The organism is Dehalococcoidia bacterium (genome assembly GCA_041653995.1).
Lineage (GTDB): Bacteria > Chloroflexota > Dehalococcoidia > GIF9 > UBA5629 > CAIMUM01.
On the sequence record JBAZEK010000001.1, the window covers coordinates 403224 to 421631 of the forward strand.

The 18408-nt window shown below is 49.5% G+C and carries 14 protein-coding genes; 12 read left to right on the top strand and 2 right to left on the bottom strand.

Going from position 1 to position 18408, the window contains the following annotated elements; all coding sequences use genetic code 11:
- Positions 1 to 122: 122 nt before the first annotated feature.
- A complete protein-coding gene (locus tag WC359_01935) occupies positions 123 to 3458 on the bottom strand; it encodes a hypothetical protein (protein MFA5399190.1) in 3336 nt (1111 codons plus the stop codon).
- Between the two features lie 335 nt (positions 3459 to 3793).
- Here WC359_01935 and WC359_01940 point away from each other — a divergent pair, with 335 nt between their 5' ends.
- The 11 genes from WC359_01940 to WC359_01990 all read left to right on the top strand — a co-directional run bounded on the left by WC359_01940 (position 3794) and on the right by WC359_01990 (position 15317).
- Positions 3794 to 5455, top strand: a complete 1662-nt coding sequence (locus tag WC359_01940) for a GspE/PulE family protein (GenBank protein ID MFA5399191.1) — start codon at positions 3794 to 3796, stop codon at positions 5453 to 5455.
- A gap of 150 nt (positions 5456 to 5605) precedes the next feature.
- The gene (locus tag WC359_01945) at positions 5606 to 6817 is read left to right on the top strand and encodes a type II secretion system F family protein (GenBank protein MFA5399192.1); all 1212 of its coding nucleotides are present in this window, start codon (positions 5606 to 5608) and stop codon (positions 6815 to 6817) included.
- A gap of 5 nt (positions 6818 to 6822) precedes the next feature.
- Positions 6823 to 7257 (top strand): prepilin-type N-terminal cleavage/methylation domain-containing protein, encoded by a 435-nt coding sequence (locus WC359_01950; GenBank protein MFA5399193.1) that lies wholly within the window; start codon positions 6823 to 6825, stop codon positions 7255 to 7257.
- Between the two features lie 17 nt (positions 7258 to 7274).
- Complete coding sequence (locus WC359_01955; GenBank protein ID MFA5399194.1) at positions 7275 to 7811, top strand: type II secretion system protein; 537 nt, start codon at positions 7275 to 7277, stop codon at positions 7809 to 7811.
- 42 nt (positions 7812 to 7853) lie between these two features.
- The gene (locus tag WC359_01960) at positions 7854 to 9014 is read left to right on the top strand and encodes a hypothetical protein (protein MFA5399195.1); all 1161 of its coding nucleotides are present in this window, start codon (positions 7854 to 7856) and stop codon (positions 9012 to 9014) included.
- Between the two features lie 329 nt (positions 9015 to 9343).
- On the top strand, positions 9344 to 9790 hold the full coding sequence (locus WC359_01965) for a prepilin-type N-terminal cleavage/methylation domain-containing protein (protein ID MFA5399196.1): 447 nt from the start codon (positions 9344 to 9346) through the stop codon (positions 9788 to 9790).
- Positions 9791 to 9802: 12 nt separating this feature from the next.
- Positions 9803 to 10327, top strand: a complete 525-nt coding sequence (locus WC359_01970; GenBank protein ID MFA5399197.1) for a type II secretion system protein — start codon at positions 9803 to 9805, stop codon at positions 10325 to 10327.
- A gap of 15 nt (positions 10328 to 10342) precedes the next feature.
- Positions 10343 to 12136, top strand: coding sequence for a pilus assembly PilX N-terminal domain-containing protein (locus WC359_01975; GenBank protein MFA5399198.1), 1794 nt, complete (start codon positions 10343 to 10345; stop codon positions 12134 to 12136).
- A gap of 68 nt (positions 12137 to 12204) precedes the next feature.
- Complete coding sequence (locus tag WC359_01980) at positions 12205 to 12801, top strand: hypothetical protein (GenBank protein ID MFA5399199.1); 597 nt, start codon at positions 12205 to 12207, stop codon at positions 12799 to 12801.
- Between the two features lie 21 nt (positions 12802 to 12822).
- Positions 12823 to 14235, top strand: a complete 1413-nt coding sequence (locus tag WC359_01985) for a PilN domain-containing protein (GenBank protein MFA5399200.1) — start codon at positions 12823 to 12825, stop codon at positions 14233 to 14235.
- Positions 14236 to 14252: 17 nt separating this feature from the next.
- Positions 14253 to 15317: a type IV pilus twitching motility protein PilT gene (locus WC359_01990; GenBank protein ID MFA5399201.1), complete on the top strand. Its 1065-nt coding sequence runs from the start codon at positions 14253 to 14255 to the stop codon at positions 15315 to 15317.
- Between the two features lie 66 nt (positions 15318 to 15383).
- Here WC359_01990 and WC359_01995 read toward each other — a convergent pair whose 3' ends face one another.
- The gene (locus tag WC359_01995) at positions 15384 to 15716 is read right to left on the bottom strand and encodes a type II secretion system protein (protein ID MFA5399202.1); all 333 of its coding nucleotides are present in this window, start codon (positions 15714 to 15716) and stop codon (positions 15384 to 15386) included.
- Positions 15717 to 15929: 213 nt separating this feature from the next.
- Between WC359_01995 and WC359_02000 the strand changes: the two genes are divergently transcribed.
- On the top strand, positions 15930 to 18395 hold the full coding sequence (locus WC359_02000) for an O-antigen ligase family protein (GenBank protein MFA5399203.1): 2466 nt from the start codon (positions 15930 to 15932) through the stop codon (positions 18393 to 18395).
- The last annotated feature ends 13 nt before the right edge of the window (positions 18396 to 18408 follow it).

An 18408-nucleotide genomic window follows, 5' to 3' on the forward strand; every position in this document is an offset into this window, starting at 1 on the left:
CGCATCTGAAGGTACGCCCCTACAGTAAATACGTGTAGGGGCGGGTTTTTAAACCCGCCCGCGAATCCATACTGATTTCATCTATATTTTCCATGTTGCCCCCGGCTATTGTTTCATCAACATCACTGGTTTCTCCTGCGAGATATAAAGACGAAGGCATTGATGAGGAGCAGCAACACAACCACTATAACGATAATGATCCATATCCAGAAATTGGAAGCGGCGGGAACGGCGTCGGGCTGTTGTTTGACCGCCGGCTGCTTCTGCGACTGCATGATGTTCTCAACCAGTGTAAATGTGCCCACCGGGCTGGGGTCGCTGACTACAGGAGCGACGGCTTTAACCTGCCAGTAATATGGAGTCGATAATGCCAAGCGGCTTTTTAACTCGAAAGCTGTGGTCGTAGTCGTCTCCTGGACGATCACATCGGTGAGCTGCGCATCCCTGGCTAGAGTGAACTGATACGTATCGGCATTTTTAATGGGCGACCAGCTGAAGCGGATGGGGGGAAGACAGTTGCTGCACACACCATCTACGGGCGTCAACAATGTGGGACCTAAATACTCGGACGTGACCATGAACCCCGGCCGTACCGAGAAAAAGAGAGTTGGTGACCAGGGGCTATGTATCGGGGTGCCCTGCCAAGATCTTGCTCCGCGAACCCTCCAGTAGTAGGATCGCCCTACCTCCAACTGACCTGGCGCAATCCAGCATGACGGATCTTCCTGGTCGGCCGAGGTGACGATCCAGGAGCCCGTAACGTCATCGACCGGGGTCATCTGCAGTTGCTGGGTGAGAGGCAATGTAAAATTGACGTCCTTGGCTATAAGTAAATCGTAACTATAGATGTCCCTGAGAGGACGCCATTTGAAATCGATCTGCTGAGACCGTCCGGTCGCGGGATCGGCGCCGATCAGGCTGCCGGGAGCCGGTGAAGTGGGCCATGGTCCCAGCTTGGCTACCGAATCAATGAACTGCCATAGGCACCCCCGTCTGGTTGTAAAATTGTACGGCGTATCATCGATGGCCCAAAGGGTGTTATTGGCGTTGGAAGAGATGTGGAGTGATGTGGGCTCACGTGTGAATTCTACCTGATTGGGACTTCCGGGTTGTGGTAGTCCGTCTATAAGCTGGTCCCATTCAGGTGCCGGGGGTACCTCGATTCTGGCCTCCAGAGTCCGGTCAGCTCCGCTGCTGTTGATGGGCGGAACGATATCCGTGTTCCATGCGCCGTAAAGAACGCTGTTAAGCATGCAAAGACCGTAGAAGCCTCTGTCAGGAGGATCGAGAGGATCCCAGCTAGTGCTGGAATCCATTGTCCAGCGGTAGATGATCCCCTCGGTATTAGTTATGACATCGTTGATGCCGACATAGAGATTCTTGTGTCTCTCGAAGAAATCGTCCGTTATTAGGTGAACGTTGCCCTGCTCCGGCAATTCTTTAAGCACGCTAAACCTGGGTATCATAGCCGAGAAATCAATCCATGCTACAGAGGTATCGGTATTCCCCTCGGTGCCGACAAAAACGAATTCTTTATCGCCGTTTTTATTGACAGGATTGCAGATTGTATGTGCAGGCGCCACCAATCCAGTATCGATTTTTTTCACGGTCTGCCATGCTGTACCGCTCAGTGCAATCTTACGTACATAGTAGTCGGCTAGAATGTACATCGTGGAATCGTTACGTAACGAGACGTCTTTAACAGGGGTTGCGGCCAGCACGTTCATCCATATATCCCCAGTATTGGCGGAATAGGTGATATTCTCCGTGCCCAGGTCGGCAAAGACCACAACTTGACTGATTGCTGATGATTCCGGATCTGGGGGAGCGAGACGCAGTATGGTGCCGTTATTGCTAGACGGGAGAGTGAAGATACGTTCCCAATAACGGCCCAGAGGATCGCTCGTGCTGCGCCATATACTATCGATATCGGGCACAACTCCGGAGGTGTTCAGTGATGCGAGGTAGAGCGTGTTGTGCCCTGCAACATTTGAACCTTCTTGTATCTCCACCGCAGCCACATCGGATAATTGGTTGAGCACTGTATTAATAATACCAATCTGATTCCAGGCGAATCCGTAATCCTTGCTGTACTGGAAGGCTGATTCGTCTGAAGGAGACTTGAATAGTCTGGAGAAAGGCCATTGGCCCGGCAGCAATCCGGTTCCGCCCGCCGTTGAATTCTCTGAACTGGTGCCGCAGAAGGCCGTACTGCCATCCGAATTCCATTTCAGCAGCGCGTTGGCACGCCCGGTCCCGCCGCCTCCTGTGGCGGATTTAAGGGTATCGGATTTCAGCCATGTCACACATCCCGCGCAGGTTGCCTGCGGATTAGAACTCTGCCATACATTGGCCAGCGCCCTGGCGCTGGAGGCGGTGGCTTCGCCCGCCAGAAGAATACCGGTCGCGTTGGTGCCTGTGTAGGATATGGATGATATGCGCTGCCCCGCCACAGGCTGGATAGGTGGCGTGATAGTGAACCTGGTGGGGGTCGGGCTGATATAAAACACAGCCGAAGCAACAGAAGTGTCGAACACATTGACAAAGCATCCGCGCAGGCTTAAATCGGTACCAATATAGTCAGAAGGCAATTCGATTCCGGTTCTTATGATGGAGGCCGCTGTGTATGCGCCAAGCATGACTGGGTAGCCTGCGTATCCTGCCGTACCGTCCCATTGCGTGGTGTTGACTATCGTGTCATGTTTGCCCAGGTGCAGATCTGCTCCCGCGGCCGTGAATGAAACGACTGACATGGTCTGGTCGGGATTATAGCCGGGGGAGAATCTTACGGAAGTTACCGCTGTCCATGTACCTGGATCTTGAGCCAACCACGCACCGGAAAAGGTCGTGCCGTACGGCCTGGTCAGCAGCCTGCCCTGTCCGGGCGGTGTTGTGCTGCGGGTACCGATGGCGATATCCCTTAACTGATCGGACGAATCGTATCTGGCTATATCCAGACAGCTGATATACTCGTTTGGATTGAGAGTAAGGCCGGTATTGTACCAGTTGGAGCCACCATCGTTGGAGTAGTAGGCCATGCGGGGTCCGCCGGCCGGTGCCACAGATCCGTCCGTAACGGCAATGATGAATTTTTCATCATCTGGCGCAACAGCTATATCCCATACGGGAAACAAAGCACCTGCATTAGCAAGGTTGGTTCCCATATTAGGGAGCCAGGTATATCCAGCATCGATGGACTTGAATAACCCGATATTGGGGGAACTATTGTCGGTGCTTACCGCATAGAACGTACGATTGTCCGGACCGATTGCCAGGGCATCGATGCCGCACGTGCGAATGACCATGCCGTTGAAACCGTCAGCCGGTGTATCCACCACGCTCCAGGACAGCGTCCTTTGCGTGGCGGCGCTGCTTTGGCTAAAAGGAACGAACAGGATGGTCATTGCCAGGATAAAGATAACCAGAAAATACGGGTATGACCGGCGTACAATTCTCATTAAATATCTATTACCCGTAGTCCGTTACCTAGTGCTGTGCTGCAAGCAGGAGTAAAGCAGATTTATCTGAAATCTACCATAAACAGCATTCTATTTGCAAAATGGCAATTCGCATGTTAGATTAAGCTGAAGGGCATATAAGGTTGACCGGCCGGTCGAAGCTGAATAGTATGCACAACAGGCGCGTTGATCTATTTTGACAACGGTCTATTTATACATACAATTTAGGAGGGTCTACTTTCCGGAGGCGGAAATGTAGGCCTGGAAAGACTATTTAATTGATGAATACGACGGACCCAATATAATATTCAAATGTATTTGAGGTACTCATAGAAATGAATCCGGAAAATCCAAAAGCTAAAGGTGGCGCCCAGGGTGGGGCTGCCCAGCCGGGAATCGCCAAGCTGAACGTCCAGTATGCAGCGCCCATGCCGCAAGCTCTGGGATTGATCCCGGAAGATGTGGCGAAAAGATACAAAGTGCTTCCGCTGGCGCTGGAAAACAATACTCTGCGAATTTTCATGGCCAATCCCGGCGATGTACTGACAGTTGAAAATCTGTCTATTTATACCAGGAGGCGCATAGAGCCGGTCGCCGCCTCGGAAGCTGATATCAAGGAGGGGATCGAGTACAATTATCGTGCTCTTAAGGAGGCTTCTAAACTGGTTGGCGGTCCCGGCTCGATTACTGCGCCGGAAAGCACACCGCCTCCACGTACTACGGGTGTAAATAAAACTCCGGCTGCTCCTAAATCTGCCGGTCAGGCACAGGTCAGCGGTGTTGCCCCGCTCCCCCAGTATGACGACAGGGTGCTTCCTCCCGAGATAACCAGCGATTCACCCATCGCGCATCAGCTCGATAAAATGCTGGATGACGCCATCAGGGCGAGAGCCTCGGATATACACATCGAGCCGGATGAGAATAAGCTGCGCGTCCGCTTCAGAATAGACGGCATATTGCACGAGGTGGCCTCTTTGCCGCTGACAGTACACAATGGTCTTATCTCTCGTATCAAGATACTGTCAGACATGAATATCGCTGATCACAGGCGACCGCAGGACGGCCAGTTCTCCTTCGATTCAGACAACAAATATATTGACGTGCGCGTGGCGACTGTCAACACGGTTAATGGCGAAATGGCTGTATTACGTCTGCTGGATAAATCGGTGGCAGCGCTGGCCTTGCCTCAGGTAGGTTTCCTGCGGGAGAGCCAGGAGATGTTTGAGCAGATGCTGATGATGCCCTATGGTATGGTGCTTATCAGCGGTCCCACAGGAGCAGGCAAGACGACCACTCTCTATGCCGCAGTTAATTCACTGGACCAGGTGGGCAAGAACATAATTACCGTGGAGGACCCGGTAGAATACCGATTTTCAAATATCAACCAGATACAGGTAAATATCAAAGCGGGCCTGACATTTGCCAGCGGGCTGCGTGCTATCGTAAGGCTCGATCCCGATGTTATCCTGGTGGGCGAAATTCGCGACAGCGAGACTGCCCTGATAGCCGTACAATCAGCGCTGACCGGCCACCTTGTGTTGTCTTCGGTTCACGCCAACGATACGGTGGGAGCAGTCTTTCGACTGATCGACCTGGGAGTTGAACCCTTCCTGATCAGTTCAGCGCTTATTGGCATTTTAGCGCAACGCATGGTGCGGCGTGTTTGCCCGCATTGTGCTCGCAAGGTGACGGCGCCGCTGGTTGAGCAGATAGCCTATGAAAAAGAGATGGGCGAGGCCAGGTCGGAGTTCATGTATGGAGAAGGCTGTAAAGTGTGCGTTTACACCGGCTATCTCGGCCGCACCGCCATATTTGAGATACTGACGATATCGGATAATATCCGCAGAATGATTGTTGGAGGCTCCGGCAACACCGATATCAGGGCTGCGGCGCTCAGCGAGGGGCTGGTGCCTATCGCGCGCTACGGTATGATGCAGGCCAAGGCCGGCATTACAACCCCCTACGAAGTACTGCGGAATGCTTATACTATCTCCTGAACGTTCGTTTTCTTCGATGCAGGGCCTTTTCTTCTGATATACCTGAAACGGTGTAGGACAATAGTACTGGTATTGTTTTGACCAAGTGCCTATTTACAATTTATTCTTCTCGTGTATCATAATAGAGGTATAGTATCTTCTGAATAGCAAATGTATTACGAATATATAGGTTATACGGCTGACAGGCGGGTGGTCAAAGGCAAGATTGACGCTGCCGGGGAGAAAGAGGCGGGGGATAGATTGGCGTCCAATGGCTACCAGATACTGAGCCTAAAGGCGTCTGGTGGTGCTGCGATCACGGGGATGCCGGCACTGTTTGAGAGGAGAGCAAAACCAGAGGAGATAATAATGTTCTCGAGACAGCTTGCTCTTCTGCTTGAATCGGGTGTGGGCATTGTGCAAGGCCTCGACCTGCTGAAAGTACAGACCACCAACAAAGCATTTGCCGGTATGCTGGATACCATAATATCCGACCTGCGAGCGGGCAGCCCCCTTTCCGTTGCGCTGGATAAGCAGCCCAGGGCGTTTAACAAGATGTATTGCAAGATGATCGCAGTCGGTGAACAAACAGGCCAGCTGGAGAGCGTTCTACGCAACCTGGCCAGCTACGCCGAGCAGTCCACGGCCGCCATGCGCAAGATAAGGCAAGCCATGACCTATCCCATCATAGTGATAATACTGGCTATTTGCGTGGGTTTCCTTGCGGTAACGTTTATCCTTCCTCCTATAATGGACATGTTTAAATCCCTGGGCGGCAAGCTTCCTCTTATAACCCAGATACTGATTTCTTTTGTTGGATTTATGGGGAACTATGGTATCTTTGTAATGCTGGCAGTAGTTGCGCTCAGCAGCATAGTATATATGTATACCAGGACACCGGACGGTACTTTACAGAAGGACAGATTTTTACTGTACCTGCCTGTCCTGGGCAGGCTGAACCTTATCAATACGCTGGCGCGTATCTGCCGCAGCATAACCATTCTTTTCCGGTCAGGTCTGCCTCTGCCGGAGATACTTAAACTCACAGCCGAGTCCAGCGGAAACAAGGTTATCTACAATGCATTGATGGAAGTTGAGAAGGACATCATTAAGGGGGAGGGGTTGGCTTCAGCTATGAGCAGACATCCCGAGTTCCTGCCGTTAATGGTGGAAATGACACGTGTTGGTGAGGAGACGGGAAACCTGGATAATACACTTACCATTGTTGCTGACAGTTTTGAAATAGAAGCAACAGATAAACTTCAAACAATTCTGGGCATGATTGAGCCGGCTATGACCATAATTATTGGTTTGGGTGTGGCGTTCCTGGCATTGTCCATTTTCATCCCTATCTATTCAAGCATGAGCCTGATTGGGAGGTGATTTGGATGGTCAGCCTCCGCGGCGTACAGAAGGGCGTATCTTTAACAGAGGTATTGATTGCGCTATTCATTCTTTCTGTTGTCGGGGCAGTGATAGTTGCCGGCGTCTTCGTTGCGGTTAAAGGTAATGATGTCTCGCGTACGCACATAGTGGCGGAAGGGCTGGCCAGATATGAGCTCGAATACTTGAAGGATGTGTGCACGGAAAACTGGACGGTTGCTCCATGGGCCTACACCCTACCCGGGCCACCGGCCCCACCCTGGGATAATTCGCATATTGTTTTGCCCTCCGGCTACGAAGGATTTTCCGTCACTGTATCTGCAGAGCCTTTGACCGGCGCTCCTTATTTCAGCGATAACCGGACTCAGAAAGTAACCGCTGCCGTATTTTATGCAGGCAAATCGGTGCTCTCTATCGAGCAGTATCTTGTACAGCAATGAGCAGGGGAAACGAATAGATGAACACGTTTATCAACAGGAATAGAGGGCAGCCCGGTTTCACATTGATGGAATTGCTTGTTACCATAGCCATTCTGGGCGTGATTTCAGGTACCATGGCGCTGACCTTCAGCCTGGCAACCAATATTACACGGACTGATTCTGCCCAGAGCATCGTGCTCAGCCAGGCCCATCTGGGGGCGGCATGGATTACCAGGGATGTTCAAAGTGCGGCAATTGTCACACCGGTCAACTCGCCGACCAGATTACTGAGCTTGCAGCGTTTCATCTGGAATGGGGCGGCTTTCGAAAGCGGTGCACAAATTCACTACGACATTGCATCGAACGGTAACATGACCAGAACTCTGAGCGACAGCCGGGGTACCAGCGTTTTACAGGTTGCGCAGTATATCAGCTATCCTGATCCTGATACGTATTTTGTGAAAGGTCCATCAACCGTCTCCGAGAATAATACATACTTATTGAAATTGAATGCATCCTATGGGGGCAGCAGTTTCAAAGCACGATACAAAATCGCACAGAAGGTGACGCAATGATAATACCCTGTCCATTAGCGCTGCGGCTGTAGGGCTATTGATATGTATAAAGTAATAAAAGAGATCAAGTGTATTTGCAGTGATCAGTCGGGCATGGCGCTGCCGATGGCCCTGATATTGCTGGTTCTGGCATCCATCGTAATTGTACCCGGCCTCTGGGCGTTGCAGTCCTTTCTGGTCATCAATCAGGACAGCGAGACCGATACTATGGGATACTATGCGGCCGATGCCGGTATCTCAGATGTCATCTGGCGTTTTAACCAGAGGATGAGCCCGCCTTTTCCCTACACGCTGTCCTATAAAGTCAATGGCATGGACGTGACTCTGAGCGAGGTTAAACAACGTGTAGTTGCTGGACCGGCAACTATATATTCGATTCAATCAACAGCCAGCCAAGGGCAGAGAGCGATCTACAGCATCTTCGCTGAAGTCAATGTGAATACGAGTGTCTCGCCCTTCGATTATGCCATAGCCACCACGGGGGGCGATATCAATATTTATAATCCGGCCAGAGTAACGTCGACACCGCCGGGTCACGGTGACATATTCGCCACGGGTAATATTAATTTAACAGGGGGATGCGGAAGCGTTGACGGTATAACGACCGCAACAGGTTCGATCAGTCCTTCAGGCTGTACCGACAGCTATCCCAATGTCACTCCCATCACCTTTGCAGTGCTGGATACATCCTGGTATCTTAGCGAAGCGGATAAAGGCGGCCCCGCGGCGCCTGTAGGGGAGATTAAGAAGCAAACGAATTATCACCTGGGTCCGAAGCATATCATCGGCGACCTGAATATAACTACCAACTCGTCTATTATTCTGGACGGCGTGGTCTGGGTGGATGGGAGCATATATATTAAAAGCAGCAGCGTAACCTGTTCAGGCAATGGTTATCTGGTTGCCAGCGGCCCGGGCCATAACATCACCGTAGAGGTCGGTTCTGAGCTGGATAGGACTATTAACCTGCTGTGTCTGGATGGAGATGTCACCGTGACTCAAAGCGCTGAGATCGGGTCCATTTACGCCCCAAACGGTGATATTACAATGTTGAATAACGGGACGGTTTTCGGCAGTCTGATAGGAAGATCGGTAACCGTAGCGAATAACCGCACGATAAATTTCCAGGTCAGCATAGGCACTCCTTTGCCCGGCATAATTGCCAGCGGAACCGGCGCGATGCTGAGTAAATATAGCCAGTAGGTTCATCTGTCATCAGTGTGGCATCCGTAATTCAACAGTTGAAGCCGTGTATTCAGCAGTCAGCAATATTACCAACCCCCGGCGTGTCTTGAGTTAATAATTCTATTGTTGATCCACTGTTCTTAATCCGGAGCCGCCCGGCTGCCGGATATTGTTTCACTGTAACTCCTGCAATACGTCACTTTGCTGGAGAAGCTTCAACTCCTCTGTTATACTATGATGTAGAAGCTGATTGTAGCGAATGTCTTACAGGAATGTTGGAGATTTGAGATGATACATGCTACTGCGCGCAGTATTCGAGAAACGGATAGAAAAGTTTACAAATTGATATGATATTGAAGCGTTTTCTGGGCGGTCAGCGGGGAGTGTCGCTGATCGAAGTTTTAATTGCGCTGTTTATTCTTTCGCTTGTCGGGCTGGCTATTATCGGAGGGGCATATATTAATGTACGGAGCGCCGAAGTATCCCGTGAAAACATAAGGGCGGAAGGATTGGCTAAATACGAACTGGAGTATGTGCAATCGGTCGCGGCCAGCAACTGGAACGGGATAGTAAGCCAGATCAGTCCTTACACCATACCTTCCGGCCAGGGTCCGTTGTGGGATGTCACGCATGATGGAAGCGACCTGCCGGCCGAATACATCGGTTACTCAGTTACAATTACCATCAACCCCATACCGGGATACGATAGTAATATTCGTGAAGTTAAAGCGGAAGTGTATCACAGGGGAAATAAAGAGGCCAGCATAGACACCTATGTGGTGAATAATCAATAGACTTTTCACATGATGTTTAAGCGAGTATTCGACATTTCAAGCGGCGCAAACCGGGGATTTACCCTGATTGAGGTTCTTGTCATGATAGCCATTCTGGGCGCGATAACAGGCATCATGGCGATGACATTTGGCATGGTTACGCGTACGATAGCAACTAATACCGCTGAGAATCTGATGATGAGCCAGGTAAACCAGGCAGCTAACTGGATAGCCAAGGATGTAGAAAGCTCCAGCAGTGTATCCACCGATGACGGGACGGTTCTATGCTCGATGCAACGTTATGTCTGGGATGGGAACGAAATATCGGGAAGCACAACTGTAGAATATATTGTGATAGGAGGGATACTGCTTCGTCGCGTGGATGGTGGAGCGGGGCAAACTGTTGCTCAATTCATCGCCTATCCGGATGCCGACACAACATTTGTTCAGGCTCCGTCGGCGCCATTCCAGAGTAATACCTATGTTTTAAAGCTGAAGTCGGTATATAAAAACGGCGAATATAAACAGGAATTCAAGATGAGGCAGAGAGCGCCATGATCTGCGGGTACCTGAATGATTAAAGCAATCGTTGTGTGGTTTGGTAAAGGGCAAACCGGCATGGCATTGCCGATGGCGCTGGTGTTGCTGGTCGCTGCATCGGTGATCGTGGTACCGAGTCTCTGGGCTGTGCAATCTCTTCTGACAATTAACAGGAACGTAAGTCAAGATACACAGGCATACTATGCGGCCGAAGCCGGCGTGGCGGACCTTATCTGGAAATACAAGTACAGCACTACCCCTACGGCTCCTTATACTTTGCATGATATTAATGGAATTGATGTTGAGGTGATACCGGTTAAGACCAGCGGCCAGGATTATTACTGGATATCGAGAGCTGAAGCCGGCCCGGTCAGTAATGCTGAGGTATATTTACACATCCGGCAAACGGGCTCACAGGGCAACAATATCTTCGAGCATGCGGTGGCCAGCCTGGATGGCGATATCGTAATGAGCGGCGGCACTGTGGTCAAATCCGATGACGTGGTGCTCATTGACAACTGTGACAGCACCTGGTCAAGGAAAGCATCTTCCACACATATAGCATGTTCCACGGTCACATCCAATCCATATGTCGAGACCAATGTATACTGGGACACATCTCCCAGAAGCTCAAAGCTGGATATCAAAGCTGCTGCCGTTGTTGAGGCCCTGGCATATCGTAATACAACCTCAACCGATATAAGCAATTATAAATATGTTTCAGTATGGCTTTATTCGACCAAGGCGTTGAATGCCGGTGATATCAGATTCATGATAGCCACGGCCAATGCTCTGGGCGGGACAGTGGAATACATGAATATTCCCGGCCTGCCGGCTAATACCGGCACCAGGGTACTGATGAACATTGCCAATCCGTCTTCGTTTACCACTGTCAAATCGATAGGCGTTTACCAGGCTGTGGATAAGAGCGCCTTTATTCTGTATGTGGATAATGTGATTGCCACCAACGATATCTCAGATGGAAATATATATTCCAATAGCGGTGTAAACCTTCAACCAAGCGCCACGGTCTACGGTGACGCTTCCGCCAACGGCTCCATTATCGTTAATACCAGTGGAGGCGCCAAAATATATGGTACCCAGAATCCAGGCGCTCCTTTGTGGACTCCTCAACTCATCGATATAAACAAATATAAAAACGAAGCGAATATCAAGGGTGGCACAGTCTATCCGACGCTCAGTACAGCCTGGGATACGTCTGATCTGGGGCAGATAACGGTGAACGGAAATGCCAGCATTAACTGGTCGTCATACAATATTACGATGGGACCGGCATGGATTGGAGGTAACCTGAACATAAGTACCAATACTATAACGATGGGACCAACTTATGTTGTCGGCGACATGAGTATAAGCGGCAGCTCAAACGTAACCTTGCAGGGAACTGTATATGTGGAAGGAAATCTTTCGATTTCAGGCGGCGCCGTTGTGCAGGGGCCATATACCATTGTGGCAAAACAGATCACGGTCAGCGGTAATTCGGATGTTCATATTGACAAAGGCAGCGTCCCGTTTATGATAGCCTATGATGGGGATTTTATTATCTCGGGCAGTTCACATATTGCGGCCGTAGTATACGCGCCTAATGGAACAGCCAACGTCAGTGGAGGAACACCCAGTGACTTTGGCTATAATATCTACGGGGCTGTTGTCGCCCAGAATGTGATCATGTCAGGCAGCACCACTGTAAAATACATGACCGGACTTGAGACGCTGCCATGGCCGCCGGGTTGGGGTCTGGGTGGGGGACCCGCAGGTGGTGGAGGAACTACGGTGACCACGATATTGGGATATGACCACCGTTGACGGTGGCTTTGGGTTTACTATACAGGTTTAATGTATAATAGGAATAAATAACTCAAGAATAAAAGATAGTGGCATCGCCAGTAGAAGCACCTAAAGCACCCAATCCAAATATATTGCAACGTCTGCCGCGCCTCAGTACATCCGTCTGGATGATACTTATCCTTGCCCTGTTTTTAATTGTCATCGTGCCCATGGTCACCGATTATATCGAACAGATATCCCAACAGGCTGCCATCCAAACACAATTAGACCAGGTGCAGGCTCAGCTTGATGTATTTGAATCAAGAATGACCTCTCAGAGTATTGCCGCAGGCGAGTCAGCGAAATTAAAAGCGGAAGTTGAAGCTGCTGAGCTGCAGTATAAGAAAGTCGAGGATAATCCCGAGGTATCAAAAATAATCATGGACCTGGCATGGGACAACGATATCACTATCGTTGATATGAATGTCTCTCAGTCGCTCAACAAGATACTGGGCACGGATTACCCTGTGCTGAGTTACTCTCTTAGCCTGTCCGGCCAGGTGGCCAATTTTCAGAATTTTCTTATAGCAGTCGGTAAGAGAATACCTTTATGCCAGTTTACCAGTGTTACTATCAGGCCGGCCCAGGTACATGGAGAGTTAGACAGCGCTTCGATAAATCTTCAGGTTTATTGTAACAACTGAGCTTAACCATAATAACATTGCATGATCACTATTAATATTGAAGACAGCCTGGTAAAAATCACCCTGGTGAAGGGTAAACGGGTGGTGTTTGCCTCGGAAGCGCCGCTACAGGCCGGGTGGGTGCAGGGTGGTATAGTGTTTGAAAAGGCGCACGTAAGTCAGGTGATCAGCATGGTTTTAGCGCAGAACAATATCCGTGATAAGGATGTTGTGGCCAGCGTAAGCGGAATGCAGTCGATTTATCGCGTTGTATACGTGCCTAAACTCAGCCGTGCGCTGCTGGCAGAGGCTGTCAAGAAGGAAATGGCTAGGGCAATTCCTGTGCCGCTTACTTCTCTTTATACATGCTGGGCTGATGTGAAAATATCTGATAGCGAAATAGCCCTCTGTCTGCTGGGTATTCCCTTCGAAAATGTTAATTCGGTCATGGAGACGGTTAGACTTTGTGGCCTGCGGCCGCGATACCTGGAATTGCGACCGCTGGCGGTATCGAGAGTGATTGATGAAAAGGCTGCCGTGGTGGTTAATGTACGCCCGAATACATTTGACATCACAATTATGAATAACGGTATACCGGAGATGATTCGCAGCCTTCCTTTCACAGGCGCGGCTGCTATGAGCGAGGGTGATAAGGTCAGGATGGTTAAGGAAGAGGTCGATAAAACCGTTAATTTCTATAACTCAGGACATCCGGAAAGCCCTTTAAGTACTCAAACATATTGCATTGTTAGCGGTATTTTACGCGAAACGTTGTCTATGATAATGGGATATCCTGTCAAGGCTGCTCCTCCTCTGCTGACCTATCCTCCGGGACATGATAGCAACGATTACATTGTCAACAGCGGGCTGGCATTGCGTACTATCAATAAGCTAACCAGAGTTGATATCAACGTTATACCGAGCGCGGCGCCTGCTGTGGTTAAAGCTGAAGGAGCAGGTGTTAACAGAACGCCGTTGATTGTGCTGGGCATCTGTGCGGTACTGGCTCTGGGCATGTGGCTGATGAGCGGGATGTCTGAAAAACGAACGGCTGATATGCAAATGCTTTTAAATACGAAAAGCTCCCAGTTGAACGCTATGCAAAAGCAGTATCGTGATTTAACGGAGCAGACCACCAGGACCCGGGATACCTATCAACAGATATTGAACAGGCTCAACGCTCCTATTAAATACCTGGGCGACCGAAGGGCAGTGATAAATCGAGATCTGGGTAAGGTCTTTGCTGTTCTGCCTGCTACGATATATCTCACCAGTGTCATTGACGATGGGAATTTGATACGGATACAGGGATCTGCCCCCAGTGAAGAGATCGTGCTCAATTATGTCAGCGCCCTGAGAAACTCCGGTTTGTTCAAGCTCGTAATGATAAGCTCGATTGGCACATCTTCCTATACTGAAGTATTGTTTACTATTCAGTTGACCGTGAGTCAATAAGCAGGATTTATTGAATAATGCGAATCGATGATTTATTGAAGCTGGCAGGTGAAAGCAGAGCCTCGGATCTCCATCTGATCGCCGGCGTTCCGCCCCTCTTTCGCATAGATGGCGAGTTAAGACCTGCCGAAGGCCTGCCCGTTATGGGACGCGAAGACATAGATGATTTATTTAATCAGGTCGCACCTGCCCGGCAACGTGACATCTTTTCCAGTGAGCTCGAAGTTGATTTTGCGTATTCATTGCAGGACGGCGGCAGAGGTAGATGCAATGCCTGCTGGCAGCAGGGATCCATCAGCCTCGCCATTCGTATGCTGCCTCAACGCATACCCACCGTGGACGATCTCGGCCTGCCGGACATCTGCAAGGAGCTGATCAGCCGGCCCCGGGGCCTGATACTGGTAACCGGGCCCACCGGATCGGGTAAGAGCACCAGCATTGCAGCCATGCTCAATCACCTGAACAATACGATGAAAAGATATATTGTGACGATCGAGGATCCGGTTGAATATGTGCACCCTAATATAAAGTGTGCTTTTTCTCAGAGAGAGTTAGAGCAGGATACGCACTCATTTGTCAATGCGCTCAAGTATGTTCTCAGGCAGGATCCTGATGTCATACTGGTAGGAGAAATGCGAGATCTGGAAACGGCCTCAGCCGTATTGACTGTGGCGGAAACCGGTCACCTTGTGCTCTCAACCGGGCACGCACCCAGTGCAGCGCAATCTGTGGAAAGGATTGTGGATCTTTTTCCGCCGCACGAAAGGCCGATGGCGCAGGCACGGCTGGCTTCAACGTTGATCGCGGTATTCAGTCAGGTGCTAGTGCCGCGTATAAGTGGCGGTCGGGTGGCAGCGGTAGAGATCATGCTGGCCAACGCAGCAGTTAAGAATTTGATACGTGAGGGCAAACCATTCCTTATTCCAAACACCATACGGACCAGCTCAAATGTCGGCATGAAAACGCTGGATGACGCACTGGTGGATTTGTACCGGAAAGGAATCATTACCAGAGAGTATGTATTCGCCTTCTGCCAGGACGCGGAAGATGTCAACAAATTGATGAGATCGGCAAATATTTAAACAGGGCATAAAAAAAGGGGTGTGAAAGCGCTTTCACACCCCTTTTGCTGCAAAAGGTGGTGGTATCTACGGGCAGACTTGGCTGGTTATCGCACCCGTGCTCTGGTCGACTGTGTAAGTGCACTTAGGCGCGCTCAGCAGGTAAGCTGAAACACTGCTGGTCGTGGATCCCGCGGTGATGGGGCTGGCCGGTGGTGTGCCGCTATTATCGTACATATAAGCAGCTATGGCAGTCTGAATATTTGCCTGGTCGGTGGCGTTGGCCTGAGATTCGCCCTCGCCCATGAATTTGGTGACATTGAGCACGACTACCGCTGCTAATGTGCCCAATATAGCGATGACAACCAGCAATTCGATGAGGGTGAAACCTTTATTACCGTATTTGAAAAACTTTTTCATATTTATATCCTCCTATTTTGTAATGCGCCCGGACCGACCCAACCGGACTTTTTTTGTTTATGCATTATTTATACATTAACGCAATCGCAAGGTCAATAGCGTTATCGTAATCCTCCCTTAGTACTTAAGTACCCTTCTTGCATATTCCATTAAGTATGTTATATCTTAGCAAAGATGATGTACGTGACAAAAGTCATAAAGTCAGTGGCCTGAATGCGCACCGATAATGGTCCGGCTGATACTACACAGCCCGGTAAGTTGGATATTGCATTGGAGGTTACATGGCTGTTGTTGATATTTCTGCTACCGCTTTACTACAATCCGTTTGGGTATCAGGTGTTTTACTTCGCCAAGGCATTACTGCTGCAATTCGGCGTATGCCTGTTATCAGGTCTGTTCCTGGCTCGCTGGTTTATTTCGCACAGAGACCGGACACAAACCGGTTTATTATCCGCAGTCAGGCAGATGCCGCTGCAGGTCGCTGTGATCTTATTTGGATTATGCTGGATTGTTTCGACGGCATTTTCTATCATGCCCGAGTCCAGTTTATGGGGTAGCCTGGCGAGGAAAAATGGTCTGGTTTCTTTAGTCGCGTGGATCGTATTATTTTTCATATTAGCCCTGTCAATACGGCGACGTGTGCAGCTGTTGAGAGTGCTTGCAGCAGTGGCAGCTTCGGCGGGTGCGGTGTCCCTGTTCGGTATACTGGAGTTCGCTGACCCCTGGCTGCTGTCATGGCTCTCCAGAAATGGACGCATATCATCAACTGATGGTAATCCCCTATCATTGAGCTGCTTCATCGCTATCAGTATCCCTGTTACCCTGGCACTGATCACAATAGTCGTGCAAAGCACGGGTTCAAGTAAGTTAAAAGCATTAAAGACAACAGGATTGATACTGTCGCTGATATTGCAGGTGATATGCCTGTTTCTTGCGCAGTATTCCATTACCATACTGCTTTTTATACCGGGTATTTTCATATATATCCTGGTCGCAGGCATTTATTTTAAGAAAAAGGCCATTCTAACCTTAAGTATTATTGTGCTGCTGGCTCTATTCTTGACTGCCACCGTTATTGTCGGGCAGACAGTGCTGCAGGAGATGGATGGTAAACCCGTGGGATCTTACACACATGATACATATTTAGCCGGGCAAACCGGACTGCCAACACTGTCTTTAAGGGTTAAGCAGTGGGAGTGCGCCACACGAATAATTATAGATTCGCCCGAAGTACCCTTTTATCAAGACGATCTGCATTTATTAAGAAGGTGGACGGGTTATGGCCCCGAGACTTTCGTAATAGTGTCTCAGACTCGTTATCCTCGCGATATGAAAAGCACTGATACGCATAACTCCGTTTTGCTGGGCCAACCGGAAAACCATTATCTATATCTCGCGGTGACCGTGGGTGTGCTGGGGCTGGCCTTTTTTCTGACTATTGTGATTATTTTCTTTTATGTGGCGTTGCGTTTTTTGGTTCGGACATCCAAAAAGGACATGATTTATACGGCGGCTGCTTTCATAGCGGGCATGGCTCAATACTGCATTTACATAATATTCAATCCGACAGCCATATTACCGGAGTTTTTCTTCTGGCTGATTTTAGCTTTAATGGTTGCCCAGGTTCGTATTGACGGTTGCTCTGAATATATTCATGCTGAAGTAGCATCATGTGTATCAAAAGGAGAAGGGTTGTCTGAAAAAATAAAACAGGGGAAAATCAGAAATATACCGGCAGTGCTTGTTATAATCATGTTTATCGGTATCGGAATTGGACTGACTCTTAGCCCTATGGTTGCAGATATGAAATTGAATAGTGCGCTCGTCACGTGGGCAGACGATTCAAACAAGACCATGACGGCTCTGGCTGAGGCGGCAAAGCTGGAACCGGGTGAAGCCGTATACTACGGACATATCGGCGCGTATGCATTCAGAAAGGCAATTGCTTCAAATGATGTCGAAGAAAGATCCAAACTCATGGCTTTGAGTATTGCAGCTTATGAAGCTGCCGGGCAGCGAGAACCATATCTGGCTTACTGGAGCTATGCTACGGGTGATATTTATTCATACTGGGCAGCACACTCGAATTCTGATTTGTGGAGTGATGCGTTTAATTATTATCAGAGGGCGGACGCATTACTGCCTGAAAACGCCGTGATTTTGAATAAATGGTCGCTGGCTCTTATGCTAAGCGGAAACGACGCAGAGGCAGAGCGTATGCTTATGCGATCACGGGAAGCAGATGTCGATTGGGTGCAAACAATATATTATATGGGTGTACTCGATATTTATAATCACTGCTATTGCCCTGCGGCTAACTGCTACCTGTATCCAGTAAAAACTGATTATAAAAATTTTCAGTATTACCTGGACTTCTGTCGACACCTGGCGTTGTTCGGAGGTATCGATAAGGTAGTGGAAGGATTGCAGGTATATTCAAACTGTCATCCGGACGACTGGGTCGGGCAGACGTTACTGGGAGTTGCTGAAGCTTACAGCGGTAGTCTATCAAGAGCAGTGGATTCTTTGCGACGGGCTGCCGATAGTATTCCACCAGAGGATGTTGTCGTCCTTGAGGATGTACTTATCAATATTGGCAAAGAGCAGCATAGCTTCCAGCCGTATGTAAAGGAAATAATTGATGTTCTGGCCGCTGGTCAACCATCCGATAAACGTTAGCATAGGCGAAAGT